The organism is Streptomyces sp. NPDC007983 (genome assembly GCF_042958345.1).
GTDB lineage: Bacteria > Actinomycetota > Actinomycetes > Streptomycetales > Streptomycetaceae > Streptomyces.
The window spans coordinates 713,608-730,661 of sequence record NZ_JBIBJI010000002.1 but is presented as its reverse complement, the minus strand read 5'-3'; the positions used below and the strand labels follow the sequence as shown (position 1 = coordinate 730,661).

At 73.8% G+C, this 17,054-nt stretch carries 16 protein-coding genes and 1 riboswitch; of the genes, 9 read left to right on the top strand and 7 right to left on the bottom strand.

Going from position 1 to position 17,054, the window contains the following annotated elements; translation table 11 throughout:
- Positions 1 to 34: 34 nt before the first annotated feature.
- A complete protein-coding gene (locus tag ACFZCY_RS07725) occupies positions 35 to 820 on the bottom strand; it encodes a methyltransferase (protein WP_391170104.1) in 786 nt (261 codons plus the stop codon).
- Between the two features lie 111 nt (positions 821 to 931).
- Positions 932 to 1,471 carry an SAV_6107 family HEPN domain-containing protein gene (locus ACFZCY_RS07720; protein WP_391170103.1) on the bottom strand — a complete coding sequence of 180 codons (540 nt, stop codon included), beginning with the start codon at positions 1,469 to 1,471 and terminating at the stop codon, positions 932 to 934.
- Between the two features lie 206 nt (positions 1,472 to 1,677).
- Between ACFZCY_RS07720 and ACFZCY_RS07715 the strand changes: the two genes are divergently transcribed.
- The 4 genes from ACFZCY_RS07715 (at position 1,678) to ACFZCY_RS07700 (ending at position 7,302) form a co-directional block, all read left to right on the top strand.
- The gene (locus ACFZCY_RS07715; protein ID WP_391170102.1) at positions 1,678 to 2,502 is read left to right on the top strand and encodes an ATP-binding cassette domain-containing protein; all 825 of its coding nucleotides are present in this window, start codon (positions 1,678 to 1,680) and stop codon (positions 2,500 to 2,502) included.
- Positions 2,474 to 4,561, top strand: a complete 2,088-nt coding sequence (locus ACFZCY_RS07710; protein ID WP_391170101.1) for a YhgE/Pip family protein — start codon at positions 2,474 to 2,476, stop codon at positions 4,559 to 4,561. Before ACFZCY_RS07715 ends, ACFZCY_RS07710 begins: the two co-directional genes overlap by 29 nt.
- 107 nt (positions 4,562 to 4,668) lie before the next feature.
- Entirely contained in the window at positions 4,669 to 5,301 is a 633-nt protein-coding gene (locus ACFZCY_RS07705; RefSeq protein WP_361487565.1) for a TetR/AcrR family transcriptional regulator, read from the top strand.
- 408 nt (positions 5,302 to 5,709) lie between these two features.
- Entirely contained in the window at positions 5,710 to 7,302 is a 1,593-nt protein-coding gene (locus tag ACFZCY_RS07700) for an FAD-dependent oxidoreductase (protein WP_391170100.1), read from the top strand.
- A 28-nt stretch (positions 7,303 to 7,330) separates the two neighbouring features.
- Here ACFZCY_RS07700 and ACFZCY_RS07695 read toward each other — a convergent pair whose 3' ends face one another.
- The 5 genes from ACFZCY_RS07695 to ACFZCY_RS07675 form a co-directional block, all read right to left on the bottom strand.
- Positions 7,331 to 8,308 carry a hypothetical protein gene (locus tag ACFZCY_RS07695; protein WP_391170099.1) on the bottom strand — a complete coding sequence of 326 codons (978 nt, stop codon included), beginning with the start codon at positions 8,306 to 8,308 and terminating at the stop codon, positions 7,331 to 7,333.
- Between the two features lie 40 nt (positions 8,309 to 8,348).
- Positions 8,349 to 9,266: a methylenetetrahydrofolate reductase [NAD(P)H] gene (metF, locus tag ACFZCY_RS07690; protein ID WP_361487572.1), complete on the bottom strand. Its 918-nt coding sequence runs from the start codon at positions 9,264 to 9,266 to the stop codon at positions 8,349 to 8,351.
- A gap of 118 nt (positions 9,267 to 9,384) precedes the next feature.
- A complete protein-coding gene (gene thiE / locus ACFZCY_RS07685; protein WP_391170098.1) occupies positions 9,385 to 10,035 on the bottom strand; it encodes a thiamine phosphate synthase in 651 nt (216 codons plus the stop codon).
- A 147-nt stretch (positions 10,036 to 10,182) separates the two neighbouring features.
- Positions 10,183 to 10,548: an Rv2175c family DNA-binding protein gene (locus ACFZCY_RS07680; RefSeq protein WP_391170097.1), complete on the bottom strand. Its 366-nt coding sequence runs from the start codon at positions 10,546 to 10,548 to the stop codon at positions 10,183 to 10,185.
- Positions 10,549 to 10,659: 111 nt separating this feature from the next.
- Positions 10,660 to 11,892, bottom strand: coding sequence for an FAD-dependent oxidoreductase (locus tag ACFZCY_RS07675; RefSeq protein ID WP_391170427.1), 1,233 nt, complete (start codon positions 11,890 to 11,892; stop codon positions 10,660 to 10,662).
- A gap of 197 nt (positions 11,893 to 12,089) precedes the next feature.
- Positions 12,090 to 12,203: riboswitch (TPP riboswitch) on the top strand.
- On the opposite strand from ACFZCY_RS07675, the gene thiO reads away from it, so the two are divergent.
- The 5 genes from thiO (at position 12,201) to pknB (ending at position 16,978) form a co-directional block, all read left to right on the top strand.
- Complete coding sequence (gene thiO, locus ACFZCY_RS07670; RefSeq protein ID WP_391170096.1) at positions 12,201 to 13,415, top strand: glycine oxidase ThiO; 1,215 nt, start codon at positions 12,201 to 12,203, stop codon at positions 13,413 to 13,415. Its footprint overlaps the riboswitch before it by 3 nt.
- Entirely contained in the window at positions 13,412 to 13,612 is a 201-nt protein-coding gene (gene thiS, locus ACFZCY_RS07665; RefSeq protein ID WP_123106968.1) for a sulfur carrier protein ThiS, read from the top strand. Before thiO ends, thiS begins: the two co-directional genes overlap by 4 nt.
- 5 nt (positions 13,613 to 13,617) lie before the next feature.
- The gene (locus tag ACFZCY_RS07660) at positions 13,618 to 14,460 is read left to right on the top strand and encodes a thiazole synthase (RefSeq protein ID WP_391170095.1); all 843 of its coding nucleotides are present in this window, start codon (positions 13,618 to 13,620) and stop codon (positions 14,458 to 14,460) included.
- Between the two features lie 46 nt (positions 14,461 to 14,506).
- Complete coding sequence (locus ACFZCY_RS07655) at positions 14,507 to 14,965, top strand: SRPBCC domain-containing protein (protein WP_391170094.1); 459 nt, start codon at positions 14,507 to 14,509, stop codon at positions 14,963 to 14,965.
- Between the two features lie 87 nt (positions 14,966 to 15,052).
- Positions 15,053 to 16,978, top strand: coding sequence for a Stk1 family PASTA domain-containing Ser/Thr kinase (pknB, locus tag ACFZCY_RS07650; protein ID WP_391170093.1), 1,926 nt, complete (start codon positions 15,053 to 15,055; stop codon positions 16,976 to 16,978).
- Positions 16,979 to 17,054: the final 76 nt, after the last annotated feature.

The following is a 17,054-nucleotide window of genomic DNA, read 5'->3' as shown; positions in this document are numbered from 1 at the left end:
AGGGGGCGGAAGGAGGCGGGGTCGAGCGAGGCCGTCAGTCGCGCTCGGCGAGGACGTGCAGTTGGGTGGCGACCGAGTGGAAGGCGGGCAGCTCGGCGGCGGCCTCCTCCAGCCGCAGCAGCGCGTCGAGTGCGCCGGGCTCGGTGTCGACGAGCACTCCGGGCACCAGATCGGCGAAGACCCGTACGCCGTGCACCGCGGCGATCTCCAGCCCGGCCGCGGCGACCAGCTCGGACAGCTGGTCGGCGGTGAAGCGGCGCGGCACGGGGTCGCCGTCGCCCCAGCGCCCCTCCGGGCTGGTAAGCGCTTGCCGGGCCTCGGTGAAGTGTCCGGCCAGGGCGCGGGCCAGCACGGCGCCGCCCAGCCCCGCGGCGAGCACGCTGAGGGTTCCGGCCGGGCGCAGCGCGTCCGCCGCGTTCCGCAGGCCCTCGGCGGGGTCGTCCATGTACTCCAGCACGCCGTGGCACAGGACCACGTCGTGGCCTCCGCGCTCGACCACGTCGAACAGGCCGTGGGCATCGCCCTGGACGCCGCGCACCCGGTCGGCGACCCCGGCCTCGGCGGCCCGCCGCTCCAGCGCGAACAGCGCGTTGGGGCTGGGGTCGACGACCGTGACGCGGTGGCCCAGCCGGGCGACCGGCACGGCGAAGTTCCCGCTGCCGCCTCCGGTGTCGAGCACGTCGAGCGCCCCGTGCTCGGCCCCCTCGGCCGCCCCCGGCTCCCGGCCCGCGGCCTTGGCCCGCCGTTCCAGGGCGTCTTTCAGGACCTCCCACACCACGGCGGTACGGAGGGACGCACGGGGGCGCTGCGGGTCTGACACGGCGGGTGGCTCCTCGGCGCGGTGCCGTCACCGCACGGGGCGGCGACGACGGGTTACTGACGTCGATCCCAGCCTATTGCCTCCGGAGCCCGGGCCGGTCCGGTGGTGGTTTCAGCGGCCCGGCCTGCCGTCCGCCGACGGCGTCTGCCGGGGCAGCGCGGGCTGGAGCACCAGCATCCGCTCGACCAGCCGCAGGAACATGGCGGCGGCGCGCAGCAGATCGTCCGCGTCACGGCAGGTGGCCGCGCCCCGTATCCCGGCTTCGGCGCGGGCCCGGCGCTCGGCGCCGGAGGCGAACAGCGCGCTCCACTCGGTCAGTTCGGGGGCGACCTCCGGGAGCACGTCCCAGGTGCTGCGGATGCGGGCGCGGCGGCGGGCCGTGGTCTCGGGGCGGCCCCGTGCGGCGAGCACGGCGGCCGCGGTGCGCAGGGCGGCCAGATGCGCGGTGGCGAATCGCTCGTTCGCGGTTTCCAGCACGGCGGCCTCCTCCAGCCCCTGATGGGCCTGGGTCAGGAGGTCGAGTGCGGCGGGCGGGGCCGCGGAGCGGCGCAGAACGGGGTGGACGTCGCTCGCGGGGCCAGTCGACGAAGGGGCAGGGGTAGGGGCAGGGGCGGCGGCACGGTGCCGGCGCTCTGCGGCGGTACTGGCCATGACGAACCTCCTGTCGTCGCGTGGCGGCCGGGCCGATTGACACAGCGACCGCCGTATGGACCCATCGTGGGGCACACCACTGACAATCGGCCCTGACCTGTGCCTTTCGGCTCTCGCTCCACCCCCGTGCGGATACCCGTTCACTGATCCCGCATACTGAATTGAACTGACTGGTCAGTTCAAAAACTTGATGATTCACACAGGGAGTGGTTCACGTGACGGGCACCCCGGACCGGGGCGCCGGAGCGGCGGTGACGGCCGGCGGACTCGGCGTCAAGGGCTCACACGGCTGGGCGTATCGCGATGTCGCCCTCACCGCGGACCCCGGAGCACTCATCGCGGTCGAGGGCCCCTCGGGCTCCGGCCGCACCTGTCTGCTGCTCACACTCACCGGCCGGATGCGCCCCACCACCGGGGAGGCCGCCGTCGGCGGCTTCCGGGTTCCCCGGCAGATGCGCCATATACGTCGCATCAGCGCGCTCGCCCATGTGCCGGGCGTCACCGAACTCGACCCGGCGCTGACGGTCGCCGAGCATCTGCGCGAGCGGGCCCTGCTCCAGCGCCGGTTCGGGGACTCGCCGCGCGGGCTGCTGCGGCCGCGACGGGAGCGCGCGACCGCCTCCCGGGCCGCGATCGAGGCGGCCCTCACGGCGGCGGGGCTCGGCCTGGAGGCGCTGCCCAAGGGGGCGCGTACGGCCGTACGGGACCTGGAGCGGCTGGAGGCGCTGCGGCTGTCGGTGGCGCTCGCGCTGATCTCCCGGCCGCGCCTGCTGGCCGTGGACGACACCGACCTGAAGCTCTCGGACGCCGAGCGCGAGCGCGCCTGGGCGCTGCTGCGGGAGATCACGGAGAGCGGCATCACGGTCCTCGCGGTGTGCAGCCAGGCCCCGGAGGGCGCCGTGGTGATCTCGACCGCCGCAGACGCCCGGCACAACACCCAGGACGACACCCAGCACGACGACCGCGACGACGACCACGGGGACGACGAGGAGGGGGCGGCGGATGCGCTCGCCGAAACTGGCCACGCTTGAGCTGAAGCGGTTCGGCAGGGGGAAGCTGCCCCGGGCGGCGCTCGCCGCCCTGCTCCTGCTGCCCCTGCTGTACGGCGCGCTCTACCTGTGGTCCTTCTGGGACCCGTACGGCAAGCTCGACAAGATCCCGGTCGCGCTCGTCAACTCCGACAGCGGCGCCACCGTGAAGGGCAAGCACCTCACCGCGGGCGACGACCTCACCGACCGGCTGCTCGGCAGCGGCAAGAGCTTCGACTGGCACCGCACCAGCGCCGCCGAGGCGCGCAAGGGCGTCGAGAACGGCACGTACTACCTGTCGCTCACCGTGCCCGAGGACTTCAGCAAGCGGATCGCCTCCAGCTCTGGCGCGAGCCCGCAGACCGGCGCCCTCGAAGTGCGCACCAACGACGCCAACAACTACATCGTCGGCCAGATCTCCCGCAGCGTCTTCTCCGAGGTGCGCGCCGCGGCCTCCACCAAGGCGTCCCGGGGCTTCTACGACAACATCTTCGTCTCCTTCGCGGACATCCACGGCCGGACCGAGAAGGCCGCCAAGGGTGCCGACCAGCTCGGCCAGGGCATCGGCAAGGCCAGGACGGCCGCCGGTGACCTCGCCAAGGGCCTGGGGACGGCGAAGAAGGGCAGCCACGGCCTGGCGTCCGGGCTGGGCAAGCTCAACAAGGGCGCCGGAACGCTGGACACGGGCGCGGGCGGGGTCGCCGACGGCACCCAGACCCTGGCCGACACGGTGAACGGCGTTTCGGAGAAGGCCGGTCCGTTCCTCAAGAAGCACGGCAAGGAGATCGGCGACGTCGCCCGGCTGGTCGCGGACGCCTCCCAGCGGGCGTCCGGCCACCTGGACGACCTCCCCGACGAGGCCTCCACCGCCGCCACCGACGCCCGTCAGGCGTCCGACGACCTCGCCGCCGACTACCGGACGCGCTGCGAGGGGCCGGTGACCACCACCCCCGACTGCCCGGCGCTGAAGAAGGCGGTGGGCGCGGCCGACCGCGCCGCCGACGTGGCCGAGGACGTCAACAAGCTCGTCAAGGACAACACCGGACAACTCGACACCCTCGCAACCGATCTGAACGATCTGCACGACAAGGCGCGGCTGCTCGCCGACAAGGCCCCGTACCTGGGCACCGACCTCGACTCCGCCGTCGAGAAGGTGAACGCCCTCAACTCCGGCGCGCACAAGGTCGCCAAGGGCGCGGGCAAGCTCCACAGCGGACTGACCACCGCCCACGGCGCGGCGTCCACCCTCGACAGCGGTATCGGGAAACTGCGCACCGGTTCGACCTCCCTGAAGGGCGGTCTGGTCAAGCTGGCCGACGGCTCCGGCACGCTCGCCGGCGGGCTGCACGACGGCGCCGGGAAGATCCCCGCGTACGACAAGCACGACCGGGACGCCCGCACGGGGGTGATGGCGGACCCCGTCCAGCTCGCCGGCCAGGCGCTGCACAAGGCGCCCAACTACGGCACCGGTTTCGCCCCGTACTTCATCCCGCTGTCCCTGTGGGTCGGCGCGATGGTGGCCTACATGCTGATCCCGCCGCTCAACGCCCGGGCGGTCGCCGCCGGGGCCTCCTCCTGGCGGGTCGCGCTCGCCGGATGGCTGCCGGTCGCCGCGATCGGCGCGCTGCAGACGGCGGCCCTGATGGCCGTGCTGCACTGGGCGGTGGGGCTGCAGATGGTGCGGGCCGCGGCCACGGTCGGCTTTCTGATGCTGGTGGCGGCCTGTTTCGCGGCGATCGTGCAGTGGCTGAACGCCCGCTTCGGACCGGCCGGGCGGATCCTCGTACTGGCGCTGCTGATGCTCCAGCTGACCTCGGCGGGCGGTACCTATCCGGTGCAGACCAGCCCCCGGTTCTTCAACGCCATCCACCCGTTCCTGCCGATGAGCTACGTCGTGGACGGGCTGCGGCGGCTCATCACGGGCGGCGGGCTCGGGCCGGTGTGGGTCGCGTGCGGGGTGCTGCTCGGCTTCGCCGCGGCCGCGCTCGCGCTCACCGCGTGGTCGGCGCGGCGCAGGCAGGTATGGTCGGTCGACCGGCTGCACCCGGAGCTGTCCCTGTGAGGGCCGGATCCGTACGGGGCGGATCCGTGCGGGCCGGACCCGTGAGCGACCCGGCCTGTGAGCGCCCTGTGAGCGGGACCACTCCGGCAGCGGGCAGAATCGGCGCCATGGACAGCAGCACGCGCCGCCAGGGCACCCGGCAGAAACTCTTCGAGGCAGCGGTCACCCTCATCGCCGAACAGGGCTTCTCCTCCACCACCGTGGACGAGATCGCCGAGCGGGCGGGGGTGGCCAAGGGCACGGTGTACTACAACTTCGCGTCGAAGACCGTGCTCTTCGAGGAGCTGCTGCGGCACGGCGTCGAGCTGCTGACCGCCTCGCTGCAGAACGCCGCCGACGAGAACGCCGAGCGCGGCGGCAGCCATGTGGACGCGCTGGACGCCATGGTCCGGGCCGGGCTGCACTTCATCTCCCGGTATCCGGCCCTGACCCAGCTGTACGTGGCCGAGCTGTGGCGCACCAACCGGGTCTGGCAGTCGACGCTGATGATGGTCAGGCAGCAGGCCATAGCGGTGATCGAGACCGAGCTGCGGGCCGGGGTGGCGGCGCGGGAGCTGAGCGACGACATCGACATCCCGCTGACCGCCTCGGCGCTGTTCGGGATGGTGCTGGTGGCGGCGCTCGACTGGCAGTCCTACCAGCCGGAGCGGTCGCTGGACGACGTCCACGCCGCCCTGTCGCGGCTGTTGCAGGGCCGGGTGGGCGGAGCCCTGGCCAAGGGGGCGCCGGCTCCGGGCTGACGCTGCCGTACGGCAGCGGCCGCCGGAGGGTCCCCCGCACGAAACAGAAGGCGCTGTTCCGGAGCGGTTCGACCCCCATCGACCCGCCTCGGAACAGCGCCTCCCCCCGTACTTCCCCCGTTTCCCCCGTACTTTCCCCCGTGTTTCCCCCGTGAGAGCCCCCGGGGGCGAATTCCCCGGCGGCTCCCCCGTCCGGAAGAGCCACCGTGCCGTACCGCCGCCCCGTGTCGGCGGTCAGGTCCGCGTCCCTTCCGTGTGCTCCACTCTCTCGTTCACGGGGGTCGCCGCCCATCCGCGCGCCTACTCATCTCGGCGACTAGGTACGGGTACTCAGTCCGCGCGCACCCGCCCAGCGTTCGCCTGGGGACGAGCGCGGGGCTGTCGGCGGGGCCGGATAAAGTCACTGGCATGGCACGGATTGCGGTGATCGGCGCCGGGATGGGCGCCATGGCGGCTGCCGCCCGGCTGGCCGTCGCGGGCCACCGGGTGGTGGTGTACGAGCGCGGCCGGACCCACGGCGGCGCGGTGGGGCTGTTCGAGCGGGACGGCTTCCGGTTCGACACGGGCCCGGGGCTGCTGCGGCTGCCCGCCGTCTACCGGGACCTGTTCGTGAAGACCGGCAAGGAGACCCTGGAGCAGACCGTCCGGCTCACCCAGGTCGACCCGGCGGCGCGGCATCTCTTCGCCGACGGCACGGACGTCCTGCTGCCCAACGCCTCGCGCGCCGGGGTGCTCCGGGCGCTGGACGGCGCCTTCGGCGCGGGCGCGGGCGAGCGCTGGAGCGATCTGGTCAACCGGGCGCGCGAGGCGTGGGACGCCACCCGCCGACCCCTGCTGGAGGAGCCGCTGCGCACCGACTGGCAGGCGCTGGGCGGCGATCCGTATCCGGCGGCCGCCCCCGTGCGGCGTGGCTGGTTCGGCGGGCTCTTCGCGCGCGGCGGCGGCCGTCCGCGGGTGCCCACCCTGGCCGAGGTGGCGCGGCGTGAGCTGGTGGATCCGCGGGCCGTCGCCCTGCTGGAGAGCCACGCCCTCGCGTACGGCCTGGACCCGCGCGCCGCCCCCGCGAGCGCCACCGTGCTGCCCTATCTGGAGCAGACCTTCGGCACCTGGTACGTCGGCGGCGGGATGCGGGCGCTCGCCGACGCGCTGTACGAGCGCTGCGGCAAGCGGAAGGTGGAATTCTGCTTCGAGGCCGAGGTCACCGGCATCGTCGAGAAGGACGGCCGGGCGGCGGGCGTCGAGCTGGCCGACGGCACGGTCGCCGAGGCGGACGCGGTGGTCGCGGGCATCGACCCGGCGCTGCTGCCCGCCCTGCTGGGCGGCCAGGAGCCCTGGCGGGAGGGCGAGGACGTGACGCCCGGGCGGGGGCGGCCCGGCAGCGGTCCGCCCGGCCGGCTCAGCGTCTTCCTGGCGCTGCGCGGCGGCCGCCCCGAGGACGCGGTGCACCGGACCGTGGTGCACACCCCGGACCGCGAGGCGGAGCTGACCGCCGTCTTCGGCGAAACCGAGGGCAAGGGCAGCGGTGACCGCGACGGCCTGCGCGAGCCCTCTGCTCACCCCACCGTCACCGTCCTGCGGCCGGACGATCCCGCGACCCGCCCCGACGACGGCCACGAGGCCGTCACCCTCGGCGCGGTCGTCGCCCCGCACGGACCGGACGACTGGACCGGCGCGGAGGCCGCCGGGCAGACCGCGGACCGGCTGATCACGGCCGCCGAGGCGGCCATACCGGGGCTGCGGGACCGGATCCTGTGGCGCGAGGTCCGCACCCCCCGCGACATCGCCGCCGACACCGGTGTCGCGGGCGGCTCCGTGCCGGGCCCGGCGCTGGCCGGTGCCGGGGGCCGGTATCTGCACCCCGCCAACCTCACCCGGCTCCCGGGCCTCTATCTGGCGGGCGGCTGGTCCCATCCGGGCGGTGGGCTGGCCCACGCCGGAATGTCGGGGGCGCTGGTGGCGGGCCTGATCGTCGAGGGCCAGGACTGGCGCGGCTCACAGTAGTGCGCCGCGCTCCCCGGTCCGCGCCCCGTCAGAAGCGGTACTGCTCGTCGTATCCCTGCTGGAAACCCTGCTGCTGGTAGGGGTACGGCGGCTGGTCCTGCTGGCCGGGCGGGGCGTCGCCCTCGCGCTGCTGCGGGACCCAGGAGCCACCCGGCTCCATCGCGTCGGCGCCCGGGGGGTACTGCTGCGGGGAGCCGTACGAGGCGTCCGCCGCGTAGTGGTCGCCGCCGTACGCACCGGCGGCGTACGGGTCCTGCTGGTAGCCCGCGTACGGGTCGGGGTACTGGGCCTGCCCGTAGGGCTGCTGCTGACCGTAGGACTGCTGGTCGTACGAAGCGGCGTACGGGTCCTGCTGGTAGCCCGCGTACGCCTGGTCCTGGTAGCCGTACTGCCCGGCGTCCGCGTACACGTCCTGGCCCTGGCCGTAGCCCACGTCACCGTAGCCCTGGCCCTGCCCCTGAGCGCCCTGGCCGTCCTGCGCGCCGTACCCGGCGTACGTCTCGTACGCGCTGTAGCCGGCGTTCGGGTCCGCGTAGGCGCCGGAGGCGGGGGTGAACGGGGACGGCTCCTCGTAAACGCCGTACTCGCTGGTGTCGTCCGGCAGCGGCTCCGGCCGATAGGTGGGCGGCTCGGGCCGGGAGACCTGGACGTCCTCCAGGCCCGAGACCTGGAGCACCGGCTCGGGCTCCGGATCGTCCGGCCCCGGACCGGGCCCGCGCTCGCGTCCGCGGCCGAGCCCCGGCACCCCGGGGATGCCGTCCAGCGCCCAGCCCTTCTCGAAGCCTTGGCGGAAGGAGAGCGTGACGTAGGTCTGGCCGACCGCGAAGGCGATCGCGCCGATGGCGATCACCACCACCGAGGGGATCAGTACCCCGACGACGACGCCCAGAAAGCCGACGAAGGCCAGCAGCCGCCAGCGCAGCCGCGCCTTGTACTGCAGCAGTACCTCTCCCAACAGCCACAGCGCCACGACGCCGAAAGCGATGTAGAGGACCGTCCAGCCCATGCCCGCCCCTCTCAGTGCGGCTGCCCCTCGGCGGCCGTCATCAGGACCGCTGGTGCAGTCCCAGATTCTTGTAGATTTCCAGCGTCGCCGTGGAGTGGTTCAGGGTAATGAAGTGCAGCCCGGGGATCTCCTCGGCCATCAACCGCGCGCACAGCTCTGTCGCGTAGTCGATCCCGATCGAGCGTACAGCCGCCGCGTCGTCCTTGACCGCCAGGATGCGCTCGGCCAGCTCCGGCGGGAAGGCGGCGTTGCTGAGCTGCGCGAACCGCTCGATCTGCCTGACGTTCGTGACCGGCATGATCTCAGGGATGATCGGTGTCGTACAGCCCGAGGCCGCGACCCGGTCGCGCAGCCGCAGATAGTCCTCCGGGTAGAAGAACATCTGGGTGATCGCGAAGTCGGCGCCCGCGCGGCACTTGTCGACGAAGTGACGGATGTCGGTGTCCCAGTCCGTCGAGCGCGGGTGCATCTCGGGGAAGGCGGCGACGCCGACGCAGAAGTCTCCCGACTCCTTGATCAGGCGGACCAGCTCGGCGGCGTAGGTGATGCCGTCGGGGTGCTTGACCCAGTCGGCCATCGGGTCGCCGGGCGGGTCGCCGCGCAGGGCGAGCATGTTGCGGATCCCGGCCCCGGCGTACTGGCCGATGATGTTGCGCAGCTCGGCGAGGGAGTGGTTGACCGCGGTCAGATGGGCGACCGGGGTGAGGGTGGTTTCGGTCGCGATGCGCTCGGTGGCGCGGACGGTGCCCTCGCGGGAGGAGCCTCCGGCGCCGTAGGTCACGGAGACGAAGGTCGGTGAGACGGCCTCCAGCCGGCGGATGGCGTTCCACAGCGTGTGCTGCCCCTTGTCCGTTTTCGGGGCGGAGAATTCGAAGGAATACGACTGCTCGCCGGATGCGAGCAGGTCACGCACGGTAAGGGCTCGATCAGTCCTGGTGGAAGCGGTGCCTAGGGCCATACGGGAAGGTTAGCCAGCCGGGTGGCCGTCGCCCACCCGGCGACGTGGTTATGGGGGCTTTGCCGGGATCCAGTCCGCAATGCGGACAGACTCATCGAGCCGGGCTCACCTCCGACACCTACGGGACATCTGCCGCTCGGACGCGCTTCACCAGCGCTTCCGTGGCCGCCGCCGGGTCCGCGGCCTCGGTGATGGCCCGCACCACGACGACCCGGCGCGCTCCCGCCTCCAGCACCTCGTCCAGGTTCGACGCGTCGATGCCGCCGATCGCGAACCAGGGCCGGTCCGGGCGCCGGGCGGCCGCGTGACGGACCAGGGGGAGGCCGGGGGCGTGGCGGCCCGGCTTGGTGGGGGTGGGCCAGCAGGGGCCGGTGCAGAAGTAGTCCACGCCGGGCTCGGCGAGGGCCGCGTCCACCTCGGCCTCCGCATGCGTGGAACGCCCGATCAGCGGGCCGTCCCCGAGGATGGCGCGGGCCGCCGGGACCGGCAGATCGCCCTGGCCCAGGTGGAGCACGTCGGCACCGGAGGCGTGGGCGACGTCCGCCCGGTCGTTGACGGCGAGCAGCTTGCCGTGGCGGCGGCAGGCGTCGGCGAAGACGGCGAGGTGGTCCAGCTCCTCGGCGGCCTCCATGCCCTTGTCCCGCAGCTGGACGATGTCCACCCCGGCCGCCAGCACGGCGTCCAGGAACTCCGGCAGGTCGCCCTGGCGCTTGCGCGCGTCGGTGCACAGGTAGAGGCGGGCGTCGGCCAGCTGCTCACGTGCGGACATGGGTGGCTTTTCCCCCTGGTCGTGCGGCGTACGGGCCGGGGCGCCGTCGGGGACGGCGGCCGTGCGGCCCGTACGCCTGATGGTTCGGAGACGGTGCGGGAACCTGATGGTGCAGGAACCCGGTGGTTCAGGGAGCGGCGGGCGGCGTCAGACGGCGAGCGCCTGCGCGCGCCGCTTCACTTCCGTGCCGCGATTCTCGCGCAGCGCCTGGGCCGGGGTGCCCGGCAGGCTCGGGTCGGGAGTGAAGAGCCACTCCAGCATCTCCTCGTCGCTGAAGCCGTCGTCCTTGAGGAGGGTCAGGGTGCCCACGAGGCCCTTGACGATCTTCCCGTCACCGACGAAGTCCTCGGGCACCTGCAGCACCCGGTTCTCGCCACGGCGCACCGCGATCAGCTGGCCCTCCTTGACCAACTGCCTCACGCGGGTCACCTCGACGCCCAGCCGGTCGGCGACGTCGGGGAGAGTGAGCCAGGCGGGGACGAGAGCATCGATCTTTGCGTCAATCTCGGTCACAGAACAAGCCTGCCATCTGGGACTGACAGTGGGTAGCCGGGCGTCCGCCGCGCGGGCCGCGGGGTGCGGGGGCCGCCGGGCCCCGCACCCCCGCCCGGGGGCACCGGCGGGTCACAGAACGGCCGACTTCAGCGGCACCGACGGATCCGCGGCCCGGGTCCGGTCCAGCCGGGCGCCGCGTTCGATCAGCTTGCGGCCCTGGGCCAGATCGCGCGGACGGCCGACGGCCAGCAGGGCGACCAGGGCCCCGTCCCGCAGCCAGCACACCGACCAGGCGGCGCCGTCCGGGTCGCCCCGCCAGACCAGTTCGTCGGCGTCCGAGTGGTGTCCGGCGTACTGCACGAACCGCCCGAACTGCTCGGACCAGAAGTACGGCACCGGGTCGTAGACCTGGCCGGGGAAGTGCGCGGTGCGGCTGCCCACCACGTTGGCGGCGACCGTCCGCGGCCCCTGGAGCGCGTTGTCCCAGTGGTGCACCAGCAGCCGGGTCCCGTAACGGGCGGAGGGGAAGGACGCGCAGTCGCCGACGGCGTACACGTCCGGCGCCGAGGTGCGCAGCCCCTCGTCGGCGGCGACGGACCGGTCCTCGGCGAGTTCCACGCCCGAACCGGCCAGCCAGCCGGTCGCGGGCCGGGCGCCGATGCCGACGACCACCGCACCGGCCCGCAGCCGGGTGCCATCGCCGAGCTGCAGCCCGTTCCGGTCGAGCGCGGTCACCCGCGCGCCGGTGACCAGGGTGGCGCCGTAGTCCGCGTACCAGCCGGTCATATGGGCGGCGACCTCCGCCGGGAGGGCGCCGACGAGCGGCCGGTCCGCGGCCTCGACGACCGTCACCGTGCAGCCCGCCTCGCGGGCCGCGGTCGCGAACTCCGCGCCGATCCAGCCCGCCCCGACCACCACGATCTCGCCCTGTCCGGCGAGCACCGGGCGCAGCCGCTCGGCGTCGTCCAGGGTGCGCAGGAGGTGGACGCCCGGCACGTCCTCGCTGCCGGGCAGGGCGATCGGCTCGGCGCCGGTGGCGATCACCAGGACGTCGTACGGGATCGGGCCCGATCCGGTCCCCACCGTCCGCCCGCCGGTGTCCAGCCCGGTCACCGGGACGCCGAGGCGCAGCTCGATGCCGAGCGCGGCGAAGTCCACGTCGAACGCGGACCCCTCGGCCTTGCCGAGCAGCACGGCCTTGGACAGCGGCGGCCGGTCGTACGGCTGATGGGGCTCGGCGCCCAGCAGCAGGATCTCCCCGGCCCAGCCCTGCTCCCGCAGCGCGACGGCGGTCTGCACCCCCGCCATGCCCGCGCCGACGATCACCACCCGCTGTCCGCCGCCACCCGCCGAGGACGCCATCGTCTTCGTCGTCTCATCGCTCACACGATCACTGTATTGCGGCAGGTGGGGCGGACCGCAGAGCGCACGACGAGATCTCGGGCACAGCCCGGCCGGCCGGACGGCCGTCGTACGGGCGGGCCGCGGGGCCCGGCGCCCCTGCCGCGCCCGGGGCGCTCCCTTCCGGGCGATTCGGGGCGCGTACTAGGGTGGCGGGACAGAGCACTCGCGGGAGCCCGGGCGCACCGGGCTGAGAGGGAGGCTGGCGCGGCCTCCGACCGTACGAACCTGATCCGGGTCATGCCGGCGAAGGGAGGGGGCAACCGCCCATGCACACGCCACCACACACAGCACGTGAGGCACCCACCGGTGACGCGCCGTACGACGTCCTCGTCATCGGCGGCGGCATCATCGGCCTGGTCACGGCCTGGCGGGCGGCCCAGCGGGGCTTGCGCACCGCCGTCGCCGACCCGGCGCCCGGCGGCGGGGCCGCCCAGGTCGCGGCCGGGATGCTGGCGGCCGTCACCGAGCTGCACTACGGCGAGCAGACCCTGCTCGGGCTGAATCTGGCCTCGGCGCGCCGCTATCCGTCCTTCGTGGCGGAGCTGGAGGAGGCGAGCGGCCACGACCTGGGCTTTCGCACCTGCGGCACGCTCTCGGTCGCGCTCGACGCGGACGACCGCGCGCATCTGCGGGAGCTGCACGCCTTCCAGCAGCGGCTCGGGCTGGACGCCCAGTGGCTGACCGGCCGCGAATGCCGGCGCCTTGAGCCGATGCTCGCGCCGGGCGTGCGCGGGGGCCTGCGCGTCGACGGCGACCACCAGGTCGACCCGCGGCGGCTGGCGGCGGCGCTGCTGACGGCGTGCGAGCGTGCCGGGGTGGCCCTCCACCGCGTCCGCGCGGAGCGGCTGCTGCTGGACGGCGACCGGGCCGCCGGGGCCGAGCTGGCCGACGGTACCCGGCTGGCCGCCGAGCAGACCGTGCTGGCCGCCGGCAGCCTCAGCGGGCGGCTCCCGGGCGTCCCCGAGGAGGTCCTGCCGCCCGTACGTCCCGTCAAGGGCCAGGTCCTGCGGCTGTCGGTGCCCGGCCCGTACGCGCCCTTCCTGTCCCGGACCGTGCGGGCCGTGGTGCGCGGCGGGCATGTCTACCTCGTCCCGCGCGAGAACGGCGAGCTGGTCGTCGGCGCGACCACCGAGGAGCTGGGCTGGGACACCACGGTCACCGCGGGCGGGGTGTACGAGCTGCTGCGCGACGCGCACGAGCTGGTGCCCGGCATCACCGAGCTGCCGCTCGTCGAGACCCGCGCCGGGCTGCGCCCCGGCTCCCCCGACAACGCCCCGCTGCTCGGACCGACCGCGCTGCCGGGCCTCCAGCTGGCCACCGGCCACTACCGCAACGGCGTCCTGCTCACCCCGATCACCGGCGATGTCATGGCCGAGGTGCTGACCAGCGGCGAACTGCCGCCCGAGGCACGGCCGTTCTCCCCGCGCCGCTTCGCGGCCACCGCGCCCCACACCGCAGCAGTACAGGAGCACATCGCATGACCGTCACCGTGAACGGCGAGCCCCGCGAGCTGCCCGACGGCACCACCCTCGACGGGGTCGTCGCGACCCTCACCCAGGCGCCCTCGGGCGTCGCCGCGGCCGTCAACGAGACGGTCGTCCCGCGCGGCCAGTGGCCCGCGACCCCGCTCGGCGACGGCGATCGCGTCGAGGTCCTCACCGCGGTCCAAGGAGGCTGAACCAGATGTCTCACCCCACACCACAGGCCACGACGCTCGACGAGGTCCTCACCGACGCCGATCCGCTCACCATCGCCGATACGACCTTCGGCTCCCGCCTGATCATGGGCACCGGCGGCGCGCCCAGCCTGGACGTCCTGGAGCGCTCGCTGCTCGCCTCCGGCACCGAGCTGACCACGGTCGCCATGCGCCGCCTGGACCCCACGGTGCAGGGCTCGGTGCTGTCCGTACTGAACCGGCACGGCATCCGCCCGCTGCCCAACACCGCGGGCTGCTTCACCGCCGGGGAGGCCGTGCTGACCGCCCGGCTCGCCCGCGAGGCCCTGGGCACCGACTGGGTGAAGCTGGAGGTCGTCGCCGACGAGCGCACCCTGCTCCCCGACCCCATCGAGCTGCTGGAGGCCGCCGAGACCCTGGTGGACGACGGCTTCACCGTCCTGCCGTACACCAACGACGATCCGGTGCTGGCCCGGAAGCTGGAGGATGTCGGCTGCGCCGCGATCATGCCGCTGGGCTCGCCGATCGGCTCCGGCCTCGGCATCCGCAACCCGCACAACTTCCAGCTCATCACCGAGCGCGCCGGGGTGCCGGTGATCCTCGACGCGGGCGCGGGCACGGCGTCCGACGCCGCGCTGGCCATGGAGCTGGGCTGCGCGGCCGTCATGCTGGCCTCGGCCGTGACGCGGGCCCAGGAGCCGGTGCTGATGGCGGGGGCCATGCGGCACGCGGTGACCGCGGGGCGGCTCGCGCACCGGGCGGGCCGCATCCCGCGCCGCCACTTCGCCGAGGCGTCGTCCCCGGCCGAGGGCCTGGCCGCCCTCGACCCGGAGCGGCCCGCGTTCGCGTAACGGACGACGACGGGGCGTCCTACCGTGGGAAGCGGAGGTGGTCGCCGTGACCGTGGCCGTGGCCGACCGGATCGAACGCGAGACATACGTCGCCGCCCCCGCCGACCGGGTCTGGCGGGTGCTGACCACGCCGGAGCACATCCGCACCTGGTACGCCCCCGGCGGCTGCGAGATCGAACCGCACCCCGGCGGCACCGTCCGCTTCCGCTGGGACGAGCACGGGGAGTTCCACGGCCGGGTCGAGCGGGCGGTCCCCGACGCCCTCTTCCGCTTCCGGCTGGCCCACGCGCCCGACCGCGCCCCGCTCGGGCCCGGCCAGACCACCGTGGTCGAGTTCACGCTCTCCCCGGAGGGCGCGGGCACCCGCCTCCGCCTCGCCGAGACCGGTATCCGCGCGCTCGACCTCCCGGACGAGGCCAAGGCCAAGCACGCCGAGTACGCCGCCCTGGCCTGGACCTCCGCCCTGGAGGAGCTGGCCGCCCTGGCCGCCGCCTCGCACAACTGACGGCGAGGTCACCGTTGTGTCGCAGTACGTAGCGGACATGGGGCGACCGGTCCGACGCGGCGGTGACGGCTCGTAGACTGCACTCTCGTGGATACGACGCTCCAGGACCCCCTTGTCGGGCAGGTGCTCGACGGCCGCTACCGCGTCGAGGCGCGCATCGCCGTGGGCGGGATGGCGACGGTCTACCGGGCCGTCGACACGCGGCTCGACCGCGTCCTCGCCCTGAAGGTGATGCACCAGAGCCTCGCCTCGGACGCCGCCTTCGTGGACCGCTTCATCCGCGAGGCCAAGTCCGTCGCCAGACTCGCGCACGCCAACGTGGTCGGCGTCTACGACCAGGGCACCGACGGCGCGCACGTCTACCTGGCCATGGAGTACGTCGCCGGGTGCACCCTGCGTGACGTGCTGCGCGAGCGCGGCGCCCTCCAGCCCCGCGCCGCCCTGGACATCCTGGAACCGGTCCTGGCCGCCCTCGGCGCCGCCCACCGCGCGGGCTTCGTCCACCGCGACATGAAGCCGGAGAACGTCCTGATCGGTGACGACGGCCGGGTCAAGGTCGCCGACTTCGGCCTGGTCAGGGCGGTGGACACCAACACCAGCGCCTCCACAGGCTCCGTCCTGGGCACCGTGTCCTACCTCGCGCCCGAGCAGATCGAGCACGGCACGGCCGACACCCGCGCCGACGTCTACGCGTGCGGCGTCGTCCTGTACGAGATGCTCACGGGCTCCAAGCCGCACGGCGGCAGCACCCCCGCGCAGGTCCTCTACCAGCATCTGCACGAGGACGTCCCGCCCCCGTCCGTCGCCGCGCCCGAGGTCGCGCCGGAGCTGGACGGACTGGTCGCCTCCGCCACCGCGCGCGATGTGTCCCTGCGTCCCGCCGACGCCGTCGCGCTCCTCGGCCAGGTGCGGACGGCGCGGGCCGCCCTCACCGACGCCCAGCTGGACGCCGTACCGCCGCAGGCCCACGAGGACGCCCCCGGCGACGGCTCCGAGGACCGTACGGCGGTGATCCCCCGCCCCGCCGGGGCCGCCGCCGCGTCCGCCCAGGACGACCTCCACCACACCAGCCGCCTCGACCTCCCCCCGGACCCGCCCGAGCCCCGGCCGCGCCGCCGGATGCCGCGCCGCGGCGTGGTGACGATCGTCGCCGCCGTGCTGCTGGCCCTCGGCATCGGCGCCGGGGTCTGGTACATCAGCGCCGGGCAGTTCACCAACGTGCCGTCCGTGCTGAAGATGACCCGCTCGGACGCGGAGAAGAAGCTCCACGGCGCCGGTCTGGACGTGAAGGTCGTCCAGGACTACAGCGACGTCGTGGACAAGAACAAGGTCATCAGCACCAAGCCCGGCGTCGGTGAGCGCATCCGCTCCACCGGTACCGTCATCATCCACGTCTCCCAGGGCCCGCCGCGGGCCGAGGTGCCCAACGTGGTCGGCCGGCCGCTCACCGAGGCCAAGCAGAAGATCGCCGACGCCGGGCTGAGGGTGGGCACCGTCACCCGCAGCTTCAGCACCGAGACCCCGCAGAACGCGGTGCTCTCCACCACCCCAGGGCCGGACGCGGTCCGCCGCCCCGACACGGCCGTGAACATCGTGGTCAGCAAGGGCGAGCCCATCGACATCCCCGGCCTCATCGGCGACGACCCCGCCGACGCCCGGTCCGAGCTGCGCGACGCGGGCTTCAAGGTCGAGTTCGCCGAGCGCCGGGTGTTCTCGGACGAGGACAGGGGCACGATCGCCGAACAGTCCCCGGGCGAGGGCACCAGGGGCGCCAAGGGCGACACGGTGACCCTCACCCTCTCCAAGGGACAGCAGATGATCGAGGTCCCGGACGTCGAGGGCGAGAAGGTCGACGACGCCAAGCGGAAGCTGGAGGACGCGGGCTTCACGGTGAACGTCGACAAGCCGCTGCTGTTCCCGGGCGACACGGTGAAGGACCAGTCGGTGTCCGGCGGCGACAAGGCGCCCAAGGGCAGTGAGATCACGATCAAGGTGAAGGGCGGCGTCTTCTAGGGCCGCCCCGCTGTGGCCGATATCAGAGCCGTGTCAGTCGTTTGTCAGGCCCGTCGGGGAATGTGGCCACAACGAC